Here is a 19,995-nt window from a genome sequence, read left to right on the forward strand (position 1 = left end):
AGCGGCGGGTCTTCAGTGAGCGACGGCTTCGGGAGTGCGGGACGGGTCCACCCGCCGCGCCCTCGCCGGGGCCAAAGAGGTCAGGGCGACGCCGCCCACCAGGAGGGCCGCCGCGCCCCAGCGCAGTGGGGTGACCGACTCGTGCAGGAACAGGGCCGCCGCCGACATCCCGAAGACCGGGACCAGGAGGGAGAACGGGGCGACCGTGGAGGCCGGGTGACGGCGCAGCAGCCAGCCCCAGGCGCCGAAGCCGAACACCGTGGTGATCCAGGCGACATAGAGGATGACGCCCGCGCCCTGCCAGTCGAGGGCGCGCAGGGCGTCGAGGTCGCGGGACGGTCCTTCCCTGAGGAGGGACAGGCCGAGCAGGGGCAGTACCGGCACCGTGCTCACCCACACCATGAAGTTCAGCGAGTCCGGCGGGGCGGCCCTGCGGGTCAGCACATTGGACACGCCCCAGCAGACCGCCGCCGCGATCACCAGGGCGAAGGCGCCCAGCGGGCCGGCCGTGCCCTCGTCGACGGCGGCGAGCGCCACCCCGCCGAGGGCCACCGCCATGCCGAGGGCCCGCAGCCGGGTGGGCCGTTCGCCGAGGACCACGAAGGCGATCAGCGCGGTGAAGACGGCCTGGATCTGGAGCACCAGGGAGGACAGTCCCGCGGGCATGCCCTCGTCCATCCCGATGAACAGCAGCCCGAACTTGGCGACCCCCAGGGCCAGTCCCACGCCCACGATCCACTTCCAGGCCACCTTGGGACGGCCGACGAGGAACACGGCCGGTACGGCGGCGACGAGGAAGCGCAGGGCCGAGAACAGCAGCGGCGGGAAGTGTTCGAGTCCGATCTCGATAACGGTGAAGTTCACGCCCCAGAGGGCGGCCACGAGAACGGCGAGACAGAGATGTGCGGGTCGCATGCGTCGAGGATCACGCCTCACAACCGTGAAGCACCAGCGATGGTTACTACATGGTTGGATGAAGCAACGCTGATGTATGGCGGGAGCCTTTCACCCCTGGGAGTCGCCCATGCTGGATCTCCAGCGGCTGCGCGCGCTGCACGCGGTCTCCGTCCACGGCACGGTCGGCGCCGCGGCCACCGCGCTCGGATACACGCCCTCCGCCGTGTCCCAGCAGATCGCCAAGCTGGAGCGGGAGACCAGGACCGTGCTGCTCGAACGGGAGGGGCGCGGGGTGCGGCTCACCGACGAGGCGCGGCAGCTCGTGGTCACCGCACAGGAGCTGATGGCCATCGTGGAGCGGGCGGAGACCGAGCTGGAGAAGCGGCGGGGGGTGCCGGCCGGGCGGCTGACCGTCGCGGCGTTCGCCTCCGCCGCCCGGGGGCTGCTGCCCGGTGTGCTCGCGGACCTGGCGGCGCGTCATCCCGCGCTCGACACCCGGCTCACCGAGGTCGACCCGCATCTGTCCGTGGACCTGGTCGCCAAGGGCGTCGTCGATCTGGCCGTGGCGCACGACTGGGACGTGGCCCCGCTGCCCGCCCCCGCCGGGGTGGAGCAGGCGGTCATCGGGAACGACCTGTGCGATCTGCTCGTGCCCGAGGGGCATCCCTTCGTCGGCCGGGCCTCCGTGCGGCGCGAGGAGCTGGGCGGCGAGCGGTGGATCTGCCAGCCGCCGGGCCGGATCTGCCACGACTGGCTGCTGCGGACCCTGCGCGCGGCCGGACATGAGCCCGATGTCGTGCACCAGGCCGAGGAGAACCCCACCCTGGTGGCCCTCGTCGCCGCAGGTCTCGGGGTCGCGCTGATCCCGCGCCTGGGCCGCGGCCCGCTGCCGGAGGGGGTCGTCCAGGTCGCCCTGGACCCGATGCCGGTACGGCGTCTGTACGCGCTGTGGCGCACCGGTGCCGCGCGCCGGCCGGCGATCGAGGAGGCCGTCCGCACCCTGAAGGGGTTCTGGCCCCGGGTGACGGCCGCCGCGTCACCTCGGCCACCGCTCCACCGCTGTGCGGCGACCGGAGCGCTTCCGGGAACCCTTTCCGCGCCCGCCGCGTCCAACGCGCGGGCTGCCGGATGAGTCCCCGCGCCGCGGCGCCGGCCCTCACGGCCGGCGTGCGAGGGCCGACCCCCCTCTCCGCCGCACGCGGCCGGCAGCACGCCGTCATCGGCGCACCCCCTCCCGTGCGCCGATGACGGCCCCGGGCCGATCACGGGCGTTACGGCGGCTACGGCGGCTACGGCGGCTACGACGCATTCCCCCGGTCGGCAGCGGACTTGCGGGCGAGCAGGTGGATCTCCTGGAACTGCCGTCGTTCGCCGGGCTCGGGCCGGCGCGCCATCCGGGCCTTCTCGACGAGCCCGGACTCGCGCAGCAGCGCGGAGAGATGGCCCGGCCACCATCGATAGGCCGGCGCGACCGTGTGGTCGAAAGCCTGGGTCGGGTGAGAGGGGTCGTCGGCGGCCGAGAAGCCGATCAGCAGATGGCCGCCGGGGGCCAGCACACGGTGGAACTCCGCCAGGACGGCGGGAAGTTCACGCGGTGGGGTGTGGATGACGGACCAACGGGAGAGTACGCCGCCCAGCGCGCCGTCGACGATGTCCAGCGCGGCCATCGAGCCCACGTCGAACCGCAGTCCCGGATAGGCGTGCCGAGCCGACTCGATCATCGCGGGAGAGGCGTCGACGCCGAACACCGCCAGCCCCGACTCCTGGAGATGAGCGGGGGAACCGCGGTTCTCGCACCTGGTCCCGTGCGGCGACCGGCGCGCTGTGCGCACGAGGCGGCACGGTCCCGGGGTTTCCGGGCCGTGCCGCCTCGTGGTGAGTGTTGACGGGGGACGGGGTCAGGGGCGCAGCCCCGGCTCGCTCTCCGCCTCCCGGCGGTCCAGCTTGGCGTCGAAGGCCGCGAGCGGCTTGGCCGCCGAGGGGTTCGACTGGACCGCCGCCGGGGTCACACCCGCCCAGTCCAGGATGCGGGCCGTGGCCAGGGCCTTCTGGTCGGCCGTGAGACCGGCCACGTTGACGCCGTGGTTCATGCCCGGGGCGGTGAAGACATATGAGTCCTTGGCGCCCTTGCCGACGTGGAAGGGCTCGGCGCCCCACGGGTCGTTCTGGCCGTACACGAAGAGCATGTGCTCGGCGTGCTGTCGGACCCAGTTGTCCACGTCCCGCATCGCCGACGGCTGGAACTTCATCGGGATGGAGCGGGGCACGAAGTTCCGCGGCGGCTGGTAGCCGTAGCGGAGGTACTTCTTCTCGATGTGCGGGAAGTGGATGGTCGGCGCGCCCAGCTGGGTGCCCGCCTGGTAGTAGTACGGGGTGTACGTCTCCAGGCCCTGGTCGGTGTAGGCGGAGAAGCCGGAGATGGTGTCCACGGTGTTCCAGATCTGGTCGTCCGTGGCGTCCTTGGCGTCGGCGGGGATGGTGTCGCAGTCCGAGAGCAGGCTGTACTGCCAGAAGCCCCACACATAGTCGAGGACGACCGCCTCATAGGCCCGGTCGAGGTCGCCGACGGTCTGGAAGGTGTAGCCATTGTCGGCCGCGTACGCCTGGTACTTCTTCTCCAGCGGCTGGCGGCGCACCAGCGCCTCGCGCTGCACGGCGTTCAGCCGGTCGCGGCACTCCTTGGTGCCGACCTTCTCGAAGAAGCGGTCGTAGGCGGAGTCCTCGTTGTTGACGACGTCGTTGGGCGCGACATAGGCGACCACGCCGTCCATGTCGTGCGGGTAGAAGCGCTTGTAGTACGTCGCCGTCATCCCGCCCTTGGAGCCGCCGGTCGCGAGCCACCGCTGGGTGTAGAGCGGCTTGAGCGCCTCGAAGATGCGGTGCTGGTCGCTGGCCGCCTGCCAGATGTCCAGCTTGGTCCAGTCGGCGGGGGCGGGACGGGACGGGGTGAAGAAGCGGTACTCCATCGAGACCTGGTTGCCGTCCACGATCTGGGTCGGCTCACGGCGGCCGGGGCTGGTGGAGACGTTGTAGCCGCCGGTGTAGAAGACCGTGGGCCGCGAGACGTCCTTGTGCAGCACGGTGATCCGCTGCTGGAACGTGCCCTGGGACGGGTTCCGGTGGTCGACCGGCTGGGTGTAGTTCAGGACGAAGAAGCGGTACCCGGTGTACGGCTTCTCCTCGATCAGGCTCATTCCCGGTATCGCGAGCAGCCGGTCCTTGATGTCGGCCGCTGGCGCGACGGTACCTGTGGCCTCCGGCTGGGCGGCGGTGGCCACCCCGGCCGTGCTCAGTGTGCCGGTGAGCACCACGAGCGCCAGCAGCCATCTGAGCGCCTTGCGCATGCACCCTCCCCTGTGTACGCAGATGTCCGCCGGAAACTAGCGGACCAACTGGCGTCACACCAGGGGAGGTTGGTGATATCGGTGAATTGGCGAAGAAGATCCCCCACCGATCAGGGGGAGCCCTTCAGCAGAGGATCCAGCCCGAGTTGACGGACCCGCCTCCCACCGATCCGGAGATCCGTACACAGCGGTGGCCGGCGTGCACGGTCACCGGGCCGGCGTGATGGAGATAGCGGCCCCTGTCGACCACGGGACGGTTGCCTCGCGCCTGCACGCTGACCGACATGGCCTTGCGGCCGGACGCCTTCTTGGTCACGGTCATGGCGCACACATAGCCGTCGCGCTTGTAGACCCGGACCGAGCCGGTGGAGAACGAGAGGGTACGGACCTTGCGTCCGGCACAGTGGTCGGCCGCCTCCGCCTGCCCGGGAGCGGCGAGGGCGAGCACCCCGGACACCGTCAGCACGGTGATGCCCAGTGCCAGATGCCGGCGTATTCCTCCATGGCCCACTGCTGTCGCCCTCCCCCGTGGTCAACACCCCATCACCGTACTGGTGTACGGACGCCCCTCACGCACCGGACGGTTGCGCCCCGCGTCCGGGGGGCGCCCGGCGGCAGGAGGGCGCCGGGTGTGACCGGGCGCCCCCCTGTGGTCCTGTGTCAGGGCGTCGAGCCCACGGGTTCCTCCGGGGTCTCGGGCTCCGGCTCGCCCAGGAAGGTCCGCCACAGGCGGGCGTAGCGTCCGTCGTGCGCCAGCAGTTGCTCATGGGTGCCGTCCTCGGCGACCCGGCCGTGGCTCATCACCACCACCCGGTCCGCGCGGGCGGCCGTGGTCAGCCGGTGGGCCACCACGAGCGTGGTACGGCGGCCCGCCAGCCGGTCCGTGGCCTGGTTGACCTGTGCCTCGGTGGCCAGGTCCAGCGCCGCGGTCGCCTCGTCGAGCAGCAGGACGTCGGGGTCGACCAGCTCCGCGCGGGCCAGGGCGATCAGCTGCCGTTGTCCGGCGGAGAGGTTGCGGCCGCGCTCGGCGACCTGGTGCAGATAGCCGCCCTCGAGACCGGCGATCATCTCGTGCGCGCCGACCGCCCGGGCCGCCGCCTCCACCTCGGCGTCGGTCGCGTCCGGGCGCCCGTAGGCGATGGCGTCCCGGACGGTCCCCGCGAAGAGGTAGGCCTCCTGCGGGACGACGCCGAGCCGGTGCCGGTACGCGGTCAGATCGAGCGACCTGAGATCGGTGCCGTCGGCCAGCACCCGGCCGTGTGTCGGGTCATAGAACCGGGCGACCAGCTTGACCAGGGTCGACTTGCCCGCCCCGGTCTCGCCGACGAAGGCCACGGTCTGTCCGGCCGGGATCCTCAGATCGATACCGTGGAGCGCCTCCTCGTCGTCGCCGTAGGCGAAGCCGACGTCCTCGAAGGTGATCTCGCCGCGCAGTGACAGCACATCGAGCGGTTCCTCGGCGGTCTTGGTGGCGGTCGGCTCGCGGAGCAGCTCCTGGATGCGGCCGAGCGACACGGTGGCCTGCTGATAGCCGTCGAAGACCTGGGACAGCTGCTGCACCGGCGCGAAGAACAGATCGATGTAGAGCAGATAGGCGACCAGCGCGCCGGTGGTGAGGGTCCCGGCGTCCACCCGGTGCGCGCCCACGACCAGGACGGCCGCCGCGGCGACCGAGGACAGCAGTTGGACGAAGGGGAAGTACACGGAGATCAGCCACTGGCCGCGGACCCGGGCCCGGCGATAGTCGTCGCTGCCCCGGGCGAAGCGGCGCCTGCCGTCCTCCTCGCGCCGGAACGCCTGGAGGATCCGCAGCCCGGACACCGACTCCTGGAGGTCCGCGTTGACGGCCGACACCCGTTCCCGGGCGAGTTCGTACGCCTTGACGCTCGCCCGGCGGAAGAAGAAGGTCCCCACGATCAGCGGCGGCAGCGTGGCGAACACGATCAGCGCCAGCTGTAGGTCGATCACCAGCAGCGCGACCATGATGCCGAAGAAGGTGACGACCGAGACGAACGCGGTGACCAGACCGGTCTGCAGGAACGTCGACAGCGCGTCGACGTCCGTGGTCATCCGCGTCATGATCCGGCCGGTGAGCTCACGCTCGTAGTAGTCCAGGCCGAGCCGCTGGAGCTGGGCGAAGATCTTCAGCCGCAGCGAATAGAGGACGCGTTCACCGGTCCGTCCGGTCATCCGGGTCTCACCGATCTGTGCCGTCCACTGGACGAGGACGGCGAGCAGCGCGAGCAGGGACACGGACCAGACCGCGCCGAGGGCGAGCCGGGAGACGCCCTGGTCGATGCCGTGCCGGATCAGTACCGGCAGCAGCAGCCCCATGCCCGCGTCGACCGCGACCAGGGCCAGGCTGATCAGGAGGGGCAGTCCGAAGCCGCGCAGCAGCCGGGTCAGACCGTACGACTCCTCGGGGCGGACCGCGCGTGCCTCGTCGATGTCGGGGGTGTCGGTGGCCGGGGGAAGCTTCTCGACCTGGGCGAGGAGTTCGGGGGTCGCCGGGGAACCGGCCAGTGCCGGATCCTTGGGCTCGCGGTCACCGGTCCACAGATGCGGGGTGACGCCGCGCTCGGCGTCGTACTGGGCGTCCAGCTCCTCGCGCAGGGTGGTGTCCTCCGGCGGGGAGGCCGGCAGCGCATGACCGGGGGAGACACCGCCCAGTTCGTCCGGGTCGGTGAGCAGCCGCCGGTAGAGGGCGGAGCGTGCCTGGAGCTCCTCGTGGGTGCCGAGGTCGGCGAGCCGTCCGCCGTCCAGCACGGCGATGCGGTCGGCCAGGTTCAGGGTGGAGCGGCGGTGGGCGATCAGCAGGGTTGTGCGGTCCCGCATGACCTCCCGGAGCGCCTCGTGGATCTCGTGCTCGACCCGGGCGTCCACCGCGGAGGTCGCGTCGTCCAGGACCAGCAGCCTCGGGTCGGTGAGGATCGCGCGGGCGAGGGCGACACGCTGGCGCTGCCCGCCGGAGAGGGTGAGTCCGTGCTCGCCAACCTCGGTGGCGTATCCGTCGGGCAGTGCGGCGATGAAGTCATGGGCCTGCGCGGCGCGGGCGGCCCGCTCGATCTGCTCGTCGGTGGCGTCGGGGCGGCCGTAGGCGATGTTGTCGCGGACCGTGTCGGAGAAGAGGAAGGAGTCCTCGGGGACCAGTCCGATCGCGGAGCGCAGCGAGGTGAGGGTCAGCTCCCGCACATCGTGGCCGCCGATGAGGACGGCACCGTGGGTGACGTCGTAGAAACGCGGCAGCAGCAGCGAGACCGTGGACTTCCCGGAGCCGGAGGAGCCGACGACGGCGAGGGTCTCACCGGGGCGGATCTCGAAGGAGAGCCGGTCAAGGACGGGCGGTCCGCCCTGGTAGGCGAAGGAGACCTCGTCGAACTCCACGGCCGCGGGGACGTCGTCGGGCAGCTCCTTGGTGCCGTCCCGGAGCGTGGGCTCGGTGTCGATCAGCTCCAGCACCCGCTCGGCGCCGGCGCGGGCCTGCTGGCCGACGGTGAGGACGACGGCCAGCATCCGCACCGGGCCGACGAGCTGGGCGAGATAGGCGGAGAAGGCGACGAAGGTGCCGAGCGTGATGTGCCCGCGCACCGCTAGCCAGCCGCCCAGCGCCAGCATGGCGACCTGCCCGAGGGCGGGTACGGCCTGGAGCGCCGGGGTGTACCGGGCGTTCAGCCGGATGGTCCGCAGCCGGCCCGCGAACAGCCGGTGCCCGACCTCCCGCAGCTTGGCGGTCTCCTGCTCCTCCTGGCCGAAGCCCTTCACCACGCGTACGCCGCTGACGGCGCCGTCGACCACGCCCGCCACGGCGGCGGCCTGGGCCTGGGCGTACCAGGTGGCCGGGTGCAGCCGGGTGCGGCTGTGCTTGGCGATGAACCACAGGGCGGGCGCCACAGCCAGCGCCACCAGGGTCAGGGGCAGCGACAGCCATGCCATGATCACCAGGGAGATCAGGAACAGCAGGACGTTCCCGATGGTCATCGGGAGCATGAAGAGCAGGCCCTGGATCAGCTGGAGGTCGCTGGTGGCGCGGCCCACGACCTGTCCGGTGGACAGCTCGTCCTGACGCCGCCCGTCGAGCCGGGTGATCGTCCCGTACATCTCCGTGCGCAGGTCGTGCTGGACGTCGAGGGCGAGCCGGCCGCCGTAGTAGCGGCGGATGTAGGTGAGGGCGTAGACCAGGACCGCGGCGCCGACGAGGGCGCCGGCCCAGGGCGCCATGGACCGGGTGTGCCGGCCCACGACATCGTCGATGATCACCTTGGTGACCAGCGGCACCAGCGCCATGACGGCCATACCGCCGAGGGAGGACCCGAGCGCGAGGACGACGTCCTTCGGGTACCGCCAGGCGTACCCCGCGAGCCTTCTCCAGACGCCCGGCTGCTCCCCCGCTTCCGGCACTGCCACACCGATGCCCTTCTGCCGTCCCGATCTTCCGCAAGGCACCAACACGGACAGAACCGGATTTCATCCCTCCGCAATATTTCCCCCTTGTTCGGGGGACGCGGGAGGGCGGGACCGTCGTCCCGGGACGGGGTCAGCGCGCGGGTATCGCGGGCATGACCTCCTGCGGTGTGCTGGTGGGCACATAGGCGGTGGTGGTGGAGGCCGTCGGCACCAGGTCCTTGTGGATCGCCTTGGCCACGTTCTGGATGGTGGTGACGCCGTAGCTCATGGTGCTGTTGTCCTGGGTGAGCACGGTGATCATGTAGTCATGGCCGCGGCCGTCGAAGGTGCCGACGCTGTGCACACGCCAGCCGTGCGTGGCCCGCTGGAGCCAGCCGTTCTTGACATGCACGGCGACCCCGGAGGGCGTGCCCGCCGGGGTGCCCCAGCGCTGGGCGGAGACGACCTTCCCCATCAGCTTGAGGATGTAGGCGCGGGAGTTGTCGCTCAGCACGGAGTTCTTGGCGGTGATCAGCTTGAGCAGCTTCTGCTCGTCCTGCACCCGGATCTGGGTCAGCCCCCAGTAGCCGTTGGCGCCGGGCGTGGTCCCCGTCATGCCCGCGGCGGCCAGAAAGCCCTTGATCTTGGTCATCCCCAGCTGCTTCCACAGCGTGCTGGTGGCGGCGTTGTCCGACTTGGTGATCATGGCTGCGGCGAGGGTGTCCTCACGGCTCGTCAGATAGCGGTTGTGCTTCTTGGCGTCCCACAGCAGCGTGGCGAGCACGGTGACCTTGACGACGCTCGCCGAGTCGTAGGCACTGGTGGCGCGCAACGAGCAGGTGGTGTTGGTGGAGCGGTCGTAGAGCCCGACCGCGACCGTCCCCTTGCGGCTCGCGAGGGCGGCCGTGATGTCCTTCTGCAGCTTGGCGGCCAGTCCCGCCTGGCCCGATGTGCAACTGACCGCGGGCGTCGCGGCGGCGGCCGGCACGGCGGCCCCCACGATCGGCGTCAGCATCCCGACACCGAGGCCCGCGCAGAGCACACGGGCGCGCCGGGATCTCCGGTGAGTCATGACATCTCCCTCTTTTCCGGGTGTGGGCGGGCGCGCCTCGGGCACGCTCGCCTCTACTGACTCGCCGAAGAGACCGAACGTTGTACGCGCGTTCGGGATGAAAAGTGCCATGGCCCCCCGACCGGTCCGGTCGGGGGGCCATGGTCGCGTCGGCCTGTCCTCTCGGGCCGTCGTCTCGGGCCGTCGCGTCGGGCCGTCGCGTCAGTCCAGATGGGTCGGTGCGAACATCCGTAGCAGCGCCGGAAGGACGACCACCGAGGGGCCCGGTTCGGCCAGCGCCTCGGCCAGGTCGGTCTCCAGGGACTCCGGAGTCGTACGGACCGCCGGGACACCGAAGGACTCCGCGAGGGCCACATAGTCCGGACGGGTCAGCTCCGTCGCGGTCGCCTCGCCGAAGGCGTCCGTCATGTACTCACGCAGAATGCCGTAGCCGCCGTCGTCGACGATCAGCCAGGTCACGTTCAGGCCGTACTGGCGTGCCGTGGCCAGTTCGGCGATGGAGTAGAGGGCTCCGCCGTCGCCCGAGACGGCCAGCACCGGGCGGGTGGGGTCCGCGACCGCCGCGCCCAGCGCCGCCGGGAAGCCGTAGCCGAGGCCGCCGGCGCCCTGGGCCGAGTGCATGGTGTTCGCACCCCGGGGGTCGAAGGCCGACCACGCCCAGTAGGCCAGGATCGTCATGTCCCAGAAGGAGGGGGAGCCCGCCGGGAGGGCCCGGCGCACCGACGCCAGCACCTCCTGTTCCAGGGTGAGTTCCTGGGCGGCGATGCGTTCCTCGACACGGGACAGCAGGGTCCGTACCCGCTCCGGGGCCGTCTCGTCCGCCCGCTCCGGCACCGTCTCCAGCAGCGCCTGCAGCGCCAGGCGGGCGTCCGCGTGGATGCCCAGGGCCGGGTGGTTGGACTCCAGCTTGCCGAGGTCCGCCTCGATCTGGATCACCCGGCCGCGCGGGCTGAAGGTGTGGTAGTTCGAGGAGAGTTCACCGAGGCCCGAGCCGACCACCAGCAGAACGTCCGCGTCCTGAAGGAAGTCCGTCGTATGGCGGTCCTCCAGCCACGACCGGAGGGACAGGGGGTGCTCCCAGGGGAAGGCGCCCTTGCCGCCGAAGGTCGTGACGACGGGAGCGTTCAGCCGCTCCGCCAGCGCCAGCAGCTTGCCGGACGCGTCGGCCCTGACCACTCCCCCGCCCGCGATGATCGCCGGACGAGCGGCCTTCGACAGCAGGTCGGCCGCCACCGCGGTGAGTTCGGGGCGCGGCACCAGTGCGCCCGGCGACGCGTCCAGGGCCGTGACCACCGGCAGGGTCGTCTCCGCCAGGAGGACGTCCTGCGGGATCTCCACCCACACCGGGCCGTGCGGGACGGTCAGCGCCGACCTCCAGGCCTCGGCGATCGCGGACGGGATCTGCGAGGGGGTGCGGACCGTGTGCACGGACTTGACCACGCCCCTGAACGAGGCGGCCTGGTCCGGCAGTTCATGCAGATAGCCATGGCGTCCGCCGCCCAGCCCCGCGGTCGGGATCTGGCTGCTGATCGCCAGCACCGGGGCGGAGGCGGACGCGGCCTCCTGGAGCGCGGCCAGAGAGGTGAGCGCTCCCGGGCCCGTGGAGAGCAGCAGGGGCGCGGCCTCGCCCGTGATGCGCCCGTAGGCGTCCGCCGCGAAGCCCGCGTTGTTCTCCACCCGCAGTCCGACGTACCGCAGATCGGAGCGGCGCAGCGCGTCGAACATGCCGAGCGCGTGCTGGCCGGGCAGTCCGAAGACCGTGGTGGCGCCGAGCCCGGCCAGCGTCTCCACGACCAGGTCTCCGCCGTTGCGGCCCGGGGGAGGTGTCAGCGCGGCCTCGGTCTGTGCCGCCGTGGGGCGGAGGACCAGGTCGTGGTCGTGGGTCACTTGGTCCCGGTCCCCTCACCGGCGCGGGCCGCCGCGATCTGGCGGGTCATGACGGTCGTCAGCTCGTACGCGGTGTGGGAGGCGGCCACCGAGGTGATCTCGGCGTGGTCGTAGGCGGGCGCCACCTCGACGACGTCCGCGGAGACCAGGTTGCAGGAGGCCAGACCGCGCAGGATCTCCAGGAGTTCACGGGAGGTCATGCCGCCGGCCTCGGGGGTGCCGGTGCCGGGGGCGTGCGCCGGGTCGAGGCAGTCGATGTCGATGGAGATGTACAGCGGGCGGTCGCCGATGCGCTGGCGCAGCTGGTCGGCGATCTCGTCCGCGCCGCGCCGGTAGACGTCGGCGGAGGTGACGATGCCGAAGCCCATCTTCTCGTCGTCGGTGAGGTCCTGCTTGCCGTACAGCGGGCCGCGGGTGCCGACATGGGAGAGCGCGGAGGTGTCGAGGATGCCCTCCTCCACGGCACGGCGGAACGGGGTGCCATGGGTGTACTCGGCGCCGAAGTAGGTGTCCCAGGTGTCGAGATGGGCGTCGAAGTGCAGCAGCGCCACCGGGCCGTGCTTCTTGGCGACGGACCGCAGCAGCGGCAGCGCGATGGTGTGGTCACCGCCGAGCGTCATCAGCCGGGCGCCCGTGCCGAGCAGTTCGTCGGCGGCGGCCTCGATGGTCTCCACGGCCTCGTTGATGTTGAACGGGTTCACGGCGATGTCGCCGCCGTCCGCGACCTGGGCGAGGGCGAACGGGGAGGCGTCCTGCGCCGGGTTGTAGGGGCGCAGCAGCCGGGACGCCTCACGGATGGCGTTGCCGCCGAAGCGGGCGCCCGGACGGTAGGAGACGCCCGAGTCGAAGGGCACACCGATCACCGCGACATCCGCGGTGCCGACCTCGTCGAGGCGCGGCAGCCGGGCGAACGTCGCCGGACCCGCGTACCGCGGGACGCGGGACGAGTCGACGGGCCCGCGGGGCCGGCCGTCGCCTGCTGCGGTGTTCTCGGTGCTGCTCATCCTCGGACTCCTCCAGGTCATGCGTGTGTCATCGAAGGTCGCGGGCCCCCTGCGGGACCCGCTCGGTCCGGCCGCCGGGCGGGCGGCCGGACCGAAGCGTCGGGCTCAGGCACCCACCGTGGCGGGCTCGTCCGTGTCCGCCGTGCCCCGCCCCGCGAGCCTCTCGCGCCAGGCGGCCAGCACCGCCTCGTCCGTCGGCTTCGTCGCCAGCGACACCACGACGTACGCGGCCAGCGAGGCCAGCAGCCCGTAGTAGACGGGCTCGTTGGCGAGGATGCCGAAGGTGGCCATCAGGGCGATGACGGACAGACCGCCGACCGTCACCGCGGCCAGGGCGCCCTGCACGGTGCCGCGTCGCCACAGCAGTCCGCCCAGGATCGGGACCAGCAGACCGCCGACCAGCAGGTTGTAGGCCACGGTCAGCGCCTCGACCACATTGTTCAGGGCGATGGCCGTGCCGATCACCACGACCCCCATGACCAGGATGAAGACCCGGTTGCCCCTGACCTCGTCATGCTCTGCCCCGTCGCGGCGCACGACCCCCCGCAGCCGGGACCAGATGTCGTTGTTGGCGACCGTGGCACAGGCGATGAGCGCCCCGGAAGAGGTCGACATCACCGCGGCCAGGGCGGCGGCCAGCACCAGCCCCCGCACACCGATGGGCAGTTCGTCCTTGACGATGGTGGCGAAGGCGTCGTCGGCGTTGCTCAGCTTCGGGTACATCACCTTGGCGGCGGTGCCGATGACGGCGCCGGCGATCGCGTACACCAGACAGTAGGTGCCGGCCACCGTGCCGCCCCACTTGGCGGTCTTGTCGCTGCGCGCGGTGAACACCCGCTGCCAGATGTCCTGTCCGATCAGCATGCCGAACGTATAGATGAGGACATAGGTGAAGATGGTCTCCCCGCCGATGCCCAGCGGGTCGAAGTACGAGGTCGGCAGCTTGGCCTTCATCTCGCTGAAGCCGCCGGCCTTGACGACCGCGATGGGCAGCAGCAGAAGCAGCACACCGATGGTCTTCACCACGAACTGCACCATGTCGGTGAGGGTGATGGACCACATGCCGCCGAGCGTCGAGTACGCGACGACGATGGCGCCGCCGAGGATGATCGACACCGTGCGGTTCAGATCGAACAGGACGTCGAAGATGGTGGCGTAGGCGATGGTCGAGGTGACCGCGAGCATCAGGGTGTACGCCCACATGACCACGCCGGATATCACCCCGGCCCGGCCGCCGTACCGCAGGTCCAGCATCTCGGAGACGGTGTAGACCTTCAGCCGGGCGATACGGGCGGAGAAGAAGACCGACAGGGCGAGCAGACCGAGGCCGATGGTGAGCACCATCCAGGCGCCGGAGAGCCCGTACTTGTAGCCCAGGCCGACACCGCCGATGGTGGACGCGCCGCCAAGGACGATCGCGGCCATGGTGCCGGAGTACATGGCGGGCCCCAGGCGGCGGCCCGCGACGAGGAACTCGCTCTTGGACTTGGCGCGGCGCATGCCCCACCAGCCCATGGCCAGCATGCCGGCCAGATAGACGACGATCACTGTGTAGTCGACGGCCATGCGGGGCCCTCCTTCGCGCACTCTCCGGCGGCGTGTCGTGCAGTTGGTTGTCAGCGGGGACGCGGACGGCCGCGGTGGACCCGTCCGGCTGGGGCGACGACGGCTCGTGGGGACATCCGCCCGTACCCACGTCTGCCGGTCTGGACCGACCTTAGGTGGCCGGAAAGCATCGCTGAAGTGTACGTTTCATCCACCGGAAACCAACCGGATGGAGGAACCGTCCACCCATGCCGGAGCCATCGCCGCCGCCGTCCGCCCCCGCGGTACCGCCCACACCGCCGGTGCCGCTGTCCGCGCTGCTCGCCCGGGAGGAGCTGGGCCTGCGGCAGATCGCGGGACCGGTGGACCCCGGCACCGTGATCCACTGGGCCCACACCTCGGAGATGGCGGACCCGTACCCGTATCTGCTGGGCGGGGAGCTGCTGCTGACGGCTGGGGTGCATGTCGTGCCGGAGACGGCTGATGTTGTCCCGGGGACGGCCGGTGTTCCGGGGACGGCCGGTGTTCCGGGGACGGCCGGTGTTCCGGAGACCGGCAATGCTCGGGAGACGGCCGGTATCCCGGAGACGGCCGGTGTCCCAGAGACGGCGGGCGTACCGGAGACGGCGGGAGCCGCCGGGCGCGGCGCCCTGGGTGAGGCGGGCGCCCGCGGTGACGGCGGGGTTTCCGGGGTCGTTCCCGGGGCCGCAGATGTGAAGGCCGTCGGCCGCCTGGAGGCGTACTTCGACGCCTATGTCTCCCGGGTGGTGGAGGCGGGTGGCACGGCCCTCGGCTTCGGTCTGGCGCCGGTGCACGACACCGTGCCCAAGGCGCTGGTGGCGGCCTGTGACCGTCATGGGCTGCCGCTCCTCGAGGTCCCGCCGCGGACCACCTTCTCGGGCGTGGCCCGTGCGGTGGGCCAGCTGATGGCCCGGGCCCGCCTGGCGGAGCTGCGCCGGGTCACCGAGGCGCAGCAGAGCCTGGCCGCGGCGGCGGCGAGCCCCGCCCCGATCCCGGCGGTGCTGCGCCGGCTGGCCCAGCGGGTGGGCGGCCGGGCCGTTCTGTACGGGCCGGACGGAGCGGAACTGGCCGCGGCCGGACGGTCCGAGGAGGCCGCGGTCCGGGCGCTGGAGGAGCTGGCCGGGGTGGTGCGTCCCAAAGCCCCTTCGGGGTCCGCCGTCTCCGCCCCTTCCTCCGCCTCCGGCACCGTGGCCGGGACGCGCCTGGCCGCCTACGCCCTCGGCACCGGGCAGGGATTCGTCCTGGGGGTCGCCGCCCCGCGACGCGACCCGGGCGACCACACCATCTCCTCGGTCGCGGCGGTCCTGCTGTCCCTGCTCACCGGCGAGCACCAGAGCGCCGGTGGCGCGGCGCGTTCCTCGGCGCTGGTCCGGCTGCTGCTCGGGGCCCCGCCCGAGGAGGTCGCACCTCTGCTCGGGGGCGACCGCTGGGTGGTGGTGCACGCCCGGCCGGCCGGGGATCGCCCCGCACCGGACGCGGTGGCCGCGGCATCGCTCGGCGCGGCGCTGGGCTCCACGCTCGTGGAGGTGAGCGACGCCGTGGTGCGCGTCCTGGTGCCCACCGAGCGGGAGCCTGCCGCGCAGCCGGGCTGGACGCTCGGGGTGAGCGCGCCGGTGGAGGCCGCGGGGTGGCCGGCGGCCGACGCACAGGCGTCCCGTGCGCTGGCCCGGGCCCGCGCGACCCGCACCCCGCTGTTGCGCCACGGTGAGCGCACGGGCCTGACCGACCTGGTCCCGCCCGCCCAGGCCGAGCTGCACGCCCGTACCCTGCTGGCACCGCTCGCCCAGGCCCCCGCGCTCGTCGAGACCCTGCGCAGCTGGCTCTCCCTGCACGGCAGCTGGGACCGCACGGCGGTGGCCCTGTCCGTGCACCGCAACACCGTCCGCCAGCGCATCGCACGCTGCGCCGCCTCGCTCGACGCCGACCTGGACGACCCGGATGTCCGCATGGAGCTGTGGTTCGCCCTGAAACAGACGGGGACGGTCTGACGGACGGGCGCTCCGGGTCCCCGAGTGACGCCCGTCCCACGGCGCGAAACAGCGGCTGACCCGGCGCGGCGCCCCGGCAGAATGGAGAGCATGCCGATACCCGGGACCCCCAGCCGCGCCGAGCTCGTCGACCACCTCGTCAGGACCCGTATCGCGGGCGATGTCGCCACTCCCCGCGAGAACAACCTCTCCCACTACCGCAAGCTGGCGAACGGCGACCGCCACTACTGGCTGGGCCTGGAACTCGGCGACCGCTGGGGCGACGAGCAGGACGTCCTCGCGGTGATGGCGGAGCGCTGCGGCGTCAGCGACGACCCCGAGCACCGTTACGGCCAGGACACCATCGACCCGGAGCTGACGGTCGACGCCCTGGACCGCCTCGCGGGCCGGCTGCGCAAGGCCGCCGACGGCGAGCAGCGCGTGCTGTTCGCCACCGGTCACCCCGGCGGGCTCCTGGATGTGCACCGTGCCACCGCCGCCGCGCTGCGGGCCGCCGGCTGCGAGATCGTCGTCATCCCGGACGGGCTGCGGACGGAGGAGGGGTATGTCTTCCAGTTCGCGGACGTCGCCGTGCTGGAGCACGGGGCCACCCTCTGGCACACCCACTCCCCCGAGCCGATGCGGGAGATCCTCAAGAGGCTGGAGCGCGAGGGCCGGCCGCTCCCCGATCTGGTGGTCGCCGACCACGGCTGGGCGGGGTGCGCGGGTCAGCTCGGCATCGACTCGGTCGGATACGCCGACTGCAACGACCCGGCGCTCTTCCTCGCCGAGGCCGAGGGCACCGTCCAGGTGACGGTCCCCCTCGACGACCATGTCACCAGCCCCCGCCACTACGACCCGCTCACGGCCTATCTCCTCAGCCGGGCGGGCCTGGCCTGACCGACGACCACCGTCCCGGCCCGCCGACGGTCCTCGGGGGCCCGGGACGGGGTCCCGGCCGGGTTCTCGCGGGCCTCAGCGCCGTAGGGACCTCACAGCCCCATGTCCTTGGCGATGATCGACTTCATGATCTCGCTGGTGCCGCCGTAGATGCGGTTCACGCGGTTGTCGGCGTACAGCCGGGCGATCGGGTATTCGTTCATATAGCCGTAGCCGCCGTGCAGCTGGAGGCAGCGGTCGATCACCCGATGGGCGACCTCGGTGCAGAACAGCTTGGCGCTCGCGGCCTCGGCCGGGGTCAGTTCGCCCGCGTCCAGCGCCTCCAGGGCACGGTCGGCGACCGCCTCGGCGGCGTCCACCTCGGCCTGGCAGGCGGCCAGTTCGAACTTGGTGTTCTGGAAGTGCGCGACCGGCTTGCCGAAGACGGTGCGCTCCTGCACGTACTGCTGTGCGAACCGGACCGCGGCCCTGGCCTGCGCATAGGCGCCGTAGGCGATGCCCCAGCGCTCGGAGGGCAGATTGGCGCCCAGGTAGGAGAAGCCCTTGTTCTCCTCGCCGAGCAGGTCCTCGAGCGGGACCTTGACGTCGACGAACGCCAGCTCGGCGGTGTCGGAGGTGCGCAGGCCGAGCTTGTCGAGCTTGCGGCCGACGGAGTAGCCCTCGGACCGGGTGTCGACGGCGAGCAGGGAGATCCCGTGGCGACGGTCCTCGGGCGTCGACGGGGAGGTGCGGGCGCAGACGATCACCCGGTCGGCGTGGACGCCCCCGGTGATGAAGGTCTTGGCGCCGTTGAGGACATAGTGCGTGCCGTCCTCGGAGAGCCTGGCGGTGGTCTTCATGCCCGCGAGGTCGGAGCCGGTGCCCGGCTCGGTCATCGCGATGGCCCACATCTCCTCGCCGGAGACGAACTTCGGCAGATAGCGCTTCTTCTGCTCGTCGGTGGCGAGCATCTTGAGGTACGGCAGGGCGAGCAGGACATGCACGCCTGACCCGCCGAAGGTGACGCCCGCGCGGGCGGTCTCCTCGTACTGGATGGCCTCGAACTTGTGTGTGTCCAGGCCGGCGCCGCCGTACTCCTCCGGCGCGTTGATACCGAACAGCCCCAGGTCGGCGAGCTTGTAGTAGAACTCGCGCGGCGCCTGACCGGCGGCAAGCCACTGGTCGTACACCGGTACGACCTCGGCCTCGATAAAGGCGCGAAGGGTCTCCCGGAACGCCTCATGATCCTCGTCGAACACCGTACGACGCACCCGCCACCTCCAGCTGCGGCCTGCCCAAGCGCCTGTCCAAGCGCTTGCTCAGCCCACGGTACCGGCGAGTACGAACAACCGTCCAGAGCAGTCGGCCCGTCACGCTCGTCACACATCGACCGGACCCTCCACCTCCCGCACCCCAGCGGTCCGGCCCACCATAAACATATCGAGCGACAATCACGTCAATGAATTCATCACAACCCGCTTTAAAGCTGGAATTACAAACCTCTGCTCCGATCAAGTGGACTCGTTTTCCAGCGCTCCACGAGCGGACAGAGACTTCACCGACCGGCCTACGATCACGTCCGGGAGAAACGACCCTCGAAAGGAGCCGGATCCCCATGCGTGCCCTTTCGGTGACCGAGGAACAAACCGAGGCCGGATCAAAAAAGCCCTTCTGGAGCTTCTGGAACGTCCTTGCCGTTTTCGCGGTGTCGGCGCTGTTCCATGTCGGGGTCGTTCTCTTCGTCCATCTGTCCAGTAACGGTCAGCCTCTTTATCCTGATGCCCGCCGCTATGAGCAGCAGAGCATGCTGATGGCCTTCGCCTGGCGTTATGAGTACGCCCACAGCCCGGACCAGATCGCCGGTTCGTCGTTCTGGGGTTACTCCGCCGCGATGGCCCTGTGCAGACTGCTGACGGGCGGCGGGTGGCTCGCCGCCAAGACGGCGCTGAGCCTGTTCGCGAGCACCGGCGCCCTCGCGGCCCATGGGCTGGCCACGCTCTCGGGGTGCGGCCGCAGACGGGCGACGGCGGTCGGTCTGATCGTGGGCACCAGTCCGAGCCTGCTGCTGTGGGACGCCTGGGGCCTCAAGGACGGCCTGATCACCGCCCTGCTCCTCTGGTCCCTTTTCCTTCTCCTCCGGGCACGCTTCACCCTCGCCTGCCTGACCGCCCTCGCCGGCATCCAGCTGTGCAGCTATCTGCGGGCCGCGGCGGCCATTTTTCTCGCGACCGCCCTGCTCACCCGCCTCCGGTTCCGTCGCGGATACCTCACGGGCCTGGTCGTGACCGCCGTTGCCGCTCTGGCGTTCGTCATCCCTCGTGCGACGACGCTGCTGGGTCTCGTCAGCGGACTGGAGATCGGGGCGGGGAACTATATCGACTTCTCCGGGGGATACGGCTCACGCAACCTGCTGAGCAATCCGCAGTACATCGCCCATTTTCTGTTCGGACCGTTCCCCTGGGCATTCGGGCCGGAGACCGCGACCCCGGGACGCTGGCTCTACCTCGGCACCACCGTCTGGATCGCGTCCCTCGTACTGATTCCCGTCGCGGTGAAGAAGGCATGGAAGGACACCGAGGGGGCCGGCCGAACGATGGTCCTGGCGTCGGCCGCGTACACCGCGACCTATCTGCTGAGCTTCGGCGCCGAGTTCTACCGGCAGCGCTCCGTGACCGAGTGCATGATGATGATCCTCATCGTGCTCTATGTACCGCTCTCCCCGGCCGCCGCGGCCGCCCGGGTGCTGATGTGGCTCTCGGTGGTCGCCGGTCTGGCCGTTCTGCAGGCGTCCTATCTGACGCCCACCGTGTGGAGCAAATGGCTGGCCGGCGGCGTGCTGTGCTGCATGCTGCTCACCGCTCTGGTCCGGACCCCGTTCGCACGGCTGAGACGCTGAACCGGCTGAACCGGCTGAACCACTGAACCGCCGAGATGCCGAGCCGCAGAGCCGCCGAGACGACGCCCGGTCACCCGGTCGCCCGGCCGTGAAACGAGCC

14 protein-coding genes are annotated in these 19,995 nt (G+C 71.2%); 4 read left to right on the plus strand and 10 right to left on the minus strand.

What is annotated here, in order from left to right; translation table 11 throughout:
* Positions 1–12 precede the first annotated feature (12 nt).
* Positions 13–915: an EamA family transporter gene (locus CP978_RS12815; protein WP_043440345.1), complete on the minus strand. Its 903-nt coding sequence runs from the start codon at positions 913–915 to the stop codon at positions 13–15.
* A gap of 109 nt (positions 916–1,024) precedes the next feature.
* Here CP978_RS12815 and CP978_RS12820 point away from each other — a divergent pair, with 109 nt between their 5' ends.
* Positions 1,025–2,029, plus strand: coding sequence for a LysR family transcriptional regulator (locus CP978_RS12820; RefSeq protein WP_079162112.1), 1,005 nt, complete (start codon positions 1,025–1,027; stop codon positions 2,027–2,029).
* A 166-nt stretch (positions 2,030–2,195) separates the two neighbouring features.
* Here the strand turns inward: CP978_RS12820 and CP978_RS12825 are convergent, their stop codons facing one another.
* From CP978_RS12825 to CP978_RS12860, 8 genes are all read right to left on the minus strand, one after another.
* Positions 2,196–2,729 (minus strand): class I SAM-dependent methyltransferase, encoded by a 534-nt coding sequence (locus tag CP978_RS12825; protein ID WP_079162113.1) that lies wholly within the window; start codon positions 2,727–2,729, stop codon positions 2,196–2,198.
* Between the two features lie 66 nt (positions 2,730–2,795).
* Positions 2,796–4,241 carry a S28 family serine protease gene (locus tag CP978_RS12830; RefSeq protein WP_043440347.1) on the minus strand — a complete coding sequence of 482 codons (1,446 nt, stop codon included), beginning with the start codon at positions 4,239–4,241 and terminating at the stop codon, positions 2,796–2,798.
* 124 nt (positions 4,242–4,365) lie between these two features.
* Positions 4,366–4,752: a hypothetical protein gene (locus tag CP978_RS12835; RefSeq protein WP_043440350.1), complete on the minus strand. Its 387-nt coding sequence runs from the start codon at positions 4,750–4,752 to the stop codon at positions 4,366–4,368.
* A gap of 149 nt (positions 4,753–4,901) precedes the next feature.
* Positions 4,902–8,645, minus strand: coding sequence for an ABC transporter ATP-binding protein (locus CP978_RS12840; RefSeq protein ID WP_052454098.1), 3,744 nt, complete (start codon positions 8,643–8,645; stop codon positions 4,902–4,904).
* Positions 8,646–8,775: 130 nt separating this feature from the next.
* Positions 8,776–9,696: a serine hydrolase gene (locus tag CP978_RS12845; RefSeq protein WP_043440354.1), complete on the minus strand. Its 921-nt coding sequence runs from the start codon at positions 9,694–9,696 to the stop codon at positions 8,776–8,778.
* Between the two features lie 201 nt (positions 9,697–9,897).
* Entirely contained in the window at positions 9,898–11,583 is a 1,686-nt protein-coding gene (locus tag CP978_RS12850; protein WP_043440356.1) for a thiamine pyrophosphate-binding protein, read from the minus strand.
* Entirely contained in the window at positions 11,580–12,587 is a 1,008-nt protein-coding gene (gene speB / locus CP978_RS12855; protein ID WP_043440358.1) for an agmatinase, read from the minus strand. The genes CP978_RS12850 and speB overlap by 4 nt, the downstream gene beginning before the upstream one ends.
* 105 nt (positions 12,588–12,692) lie before the next feature.
* Complete coding sequence (locus tag CP978_RS12860; protein ID WP_043440360.1) at positions 12,693–14,153, minus strand: sodium:solute symporter family protein; 1,461 nt, start codon at positions 14,151–14,153, stop codon at positions 12,693–12,695.
* A 227-nt stretch (positions 14,154–14,380) separates the two neighbouring features.
* Between CP978_RS12860 and CP978_RS12865 the strand changes: the two genes are divergently transcribed.
* Together CP978_RS12865 and CP978_RS12870 are read left to right on the plus strand one after the other, a co-directional pair.
* Positions 14,381–16,141: a helix-turn-helix domain-containing protein gene (locus CP978_RS12865; protein ID WP_043440362.1), complete on the plus strand. Its 1,761-nt coding sequence runs from the start codon at positions 14,381–14,383 to the stop codon at positions 16,139–16,141.
* A 90-nt stretch (positions 16,142–16,231) separates the two neighbouring features.
* Positions 16,232–17,020, plus strand: a complete 789-nt coding sequence (locus tag CP978_RS12870) for a phosphatase (protein ID WP_043440364.1) — start codon at positions 16,232–16,234, stop codon at positions 17,018–17,020.
* Between the two features lie 92 nt (positions 17,021–17,112).
* Here the strand turns inward: CP978_RS12870 and CP978_RS12875 are convergent, their stop codons facing one another.
* A complete protein-coding gene (locus CP978_RS12875) occupies positions 17,113–18,270 on the minus strand; it encodes an acyl-CoA dehydrogenase family protein (RefSeq protein ID WP_043440366.1) in 1,158 nt (385 codons plus the stop codon).
* 344 nt (positions 18,271–18,614) lie between these two features.
* Between CP978_RS12875 and CP978_RS12880 the strand changes: the two genes are divergently transcribed.
* Positions 18,615–19,895, plus strand: a complete 1,281-nt coding sequence (locus CP978_RS12880) for a hypothetical protein (RefSeq protein WP_043440369.1) — start codon at positions 18,615–18,617, stop codon at positions 19,893–19,895.
* Positions 19,896–19,995: the final 100 nt, after the last annotated feature.

Source organism: Streptomyces nodosus (genome assembly GCF_008704995.1).
GTDB classification, from domain to species: domain Bacteria; phylum Actinomycetota; class Actinomycetes; order Streptomycetales; family Streptomycetaceae; genus Streptomyces; species Streptomyces nodosus.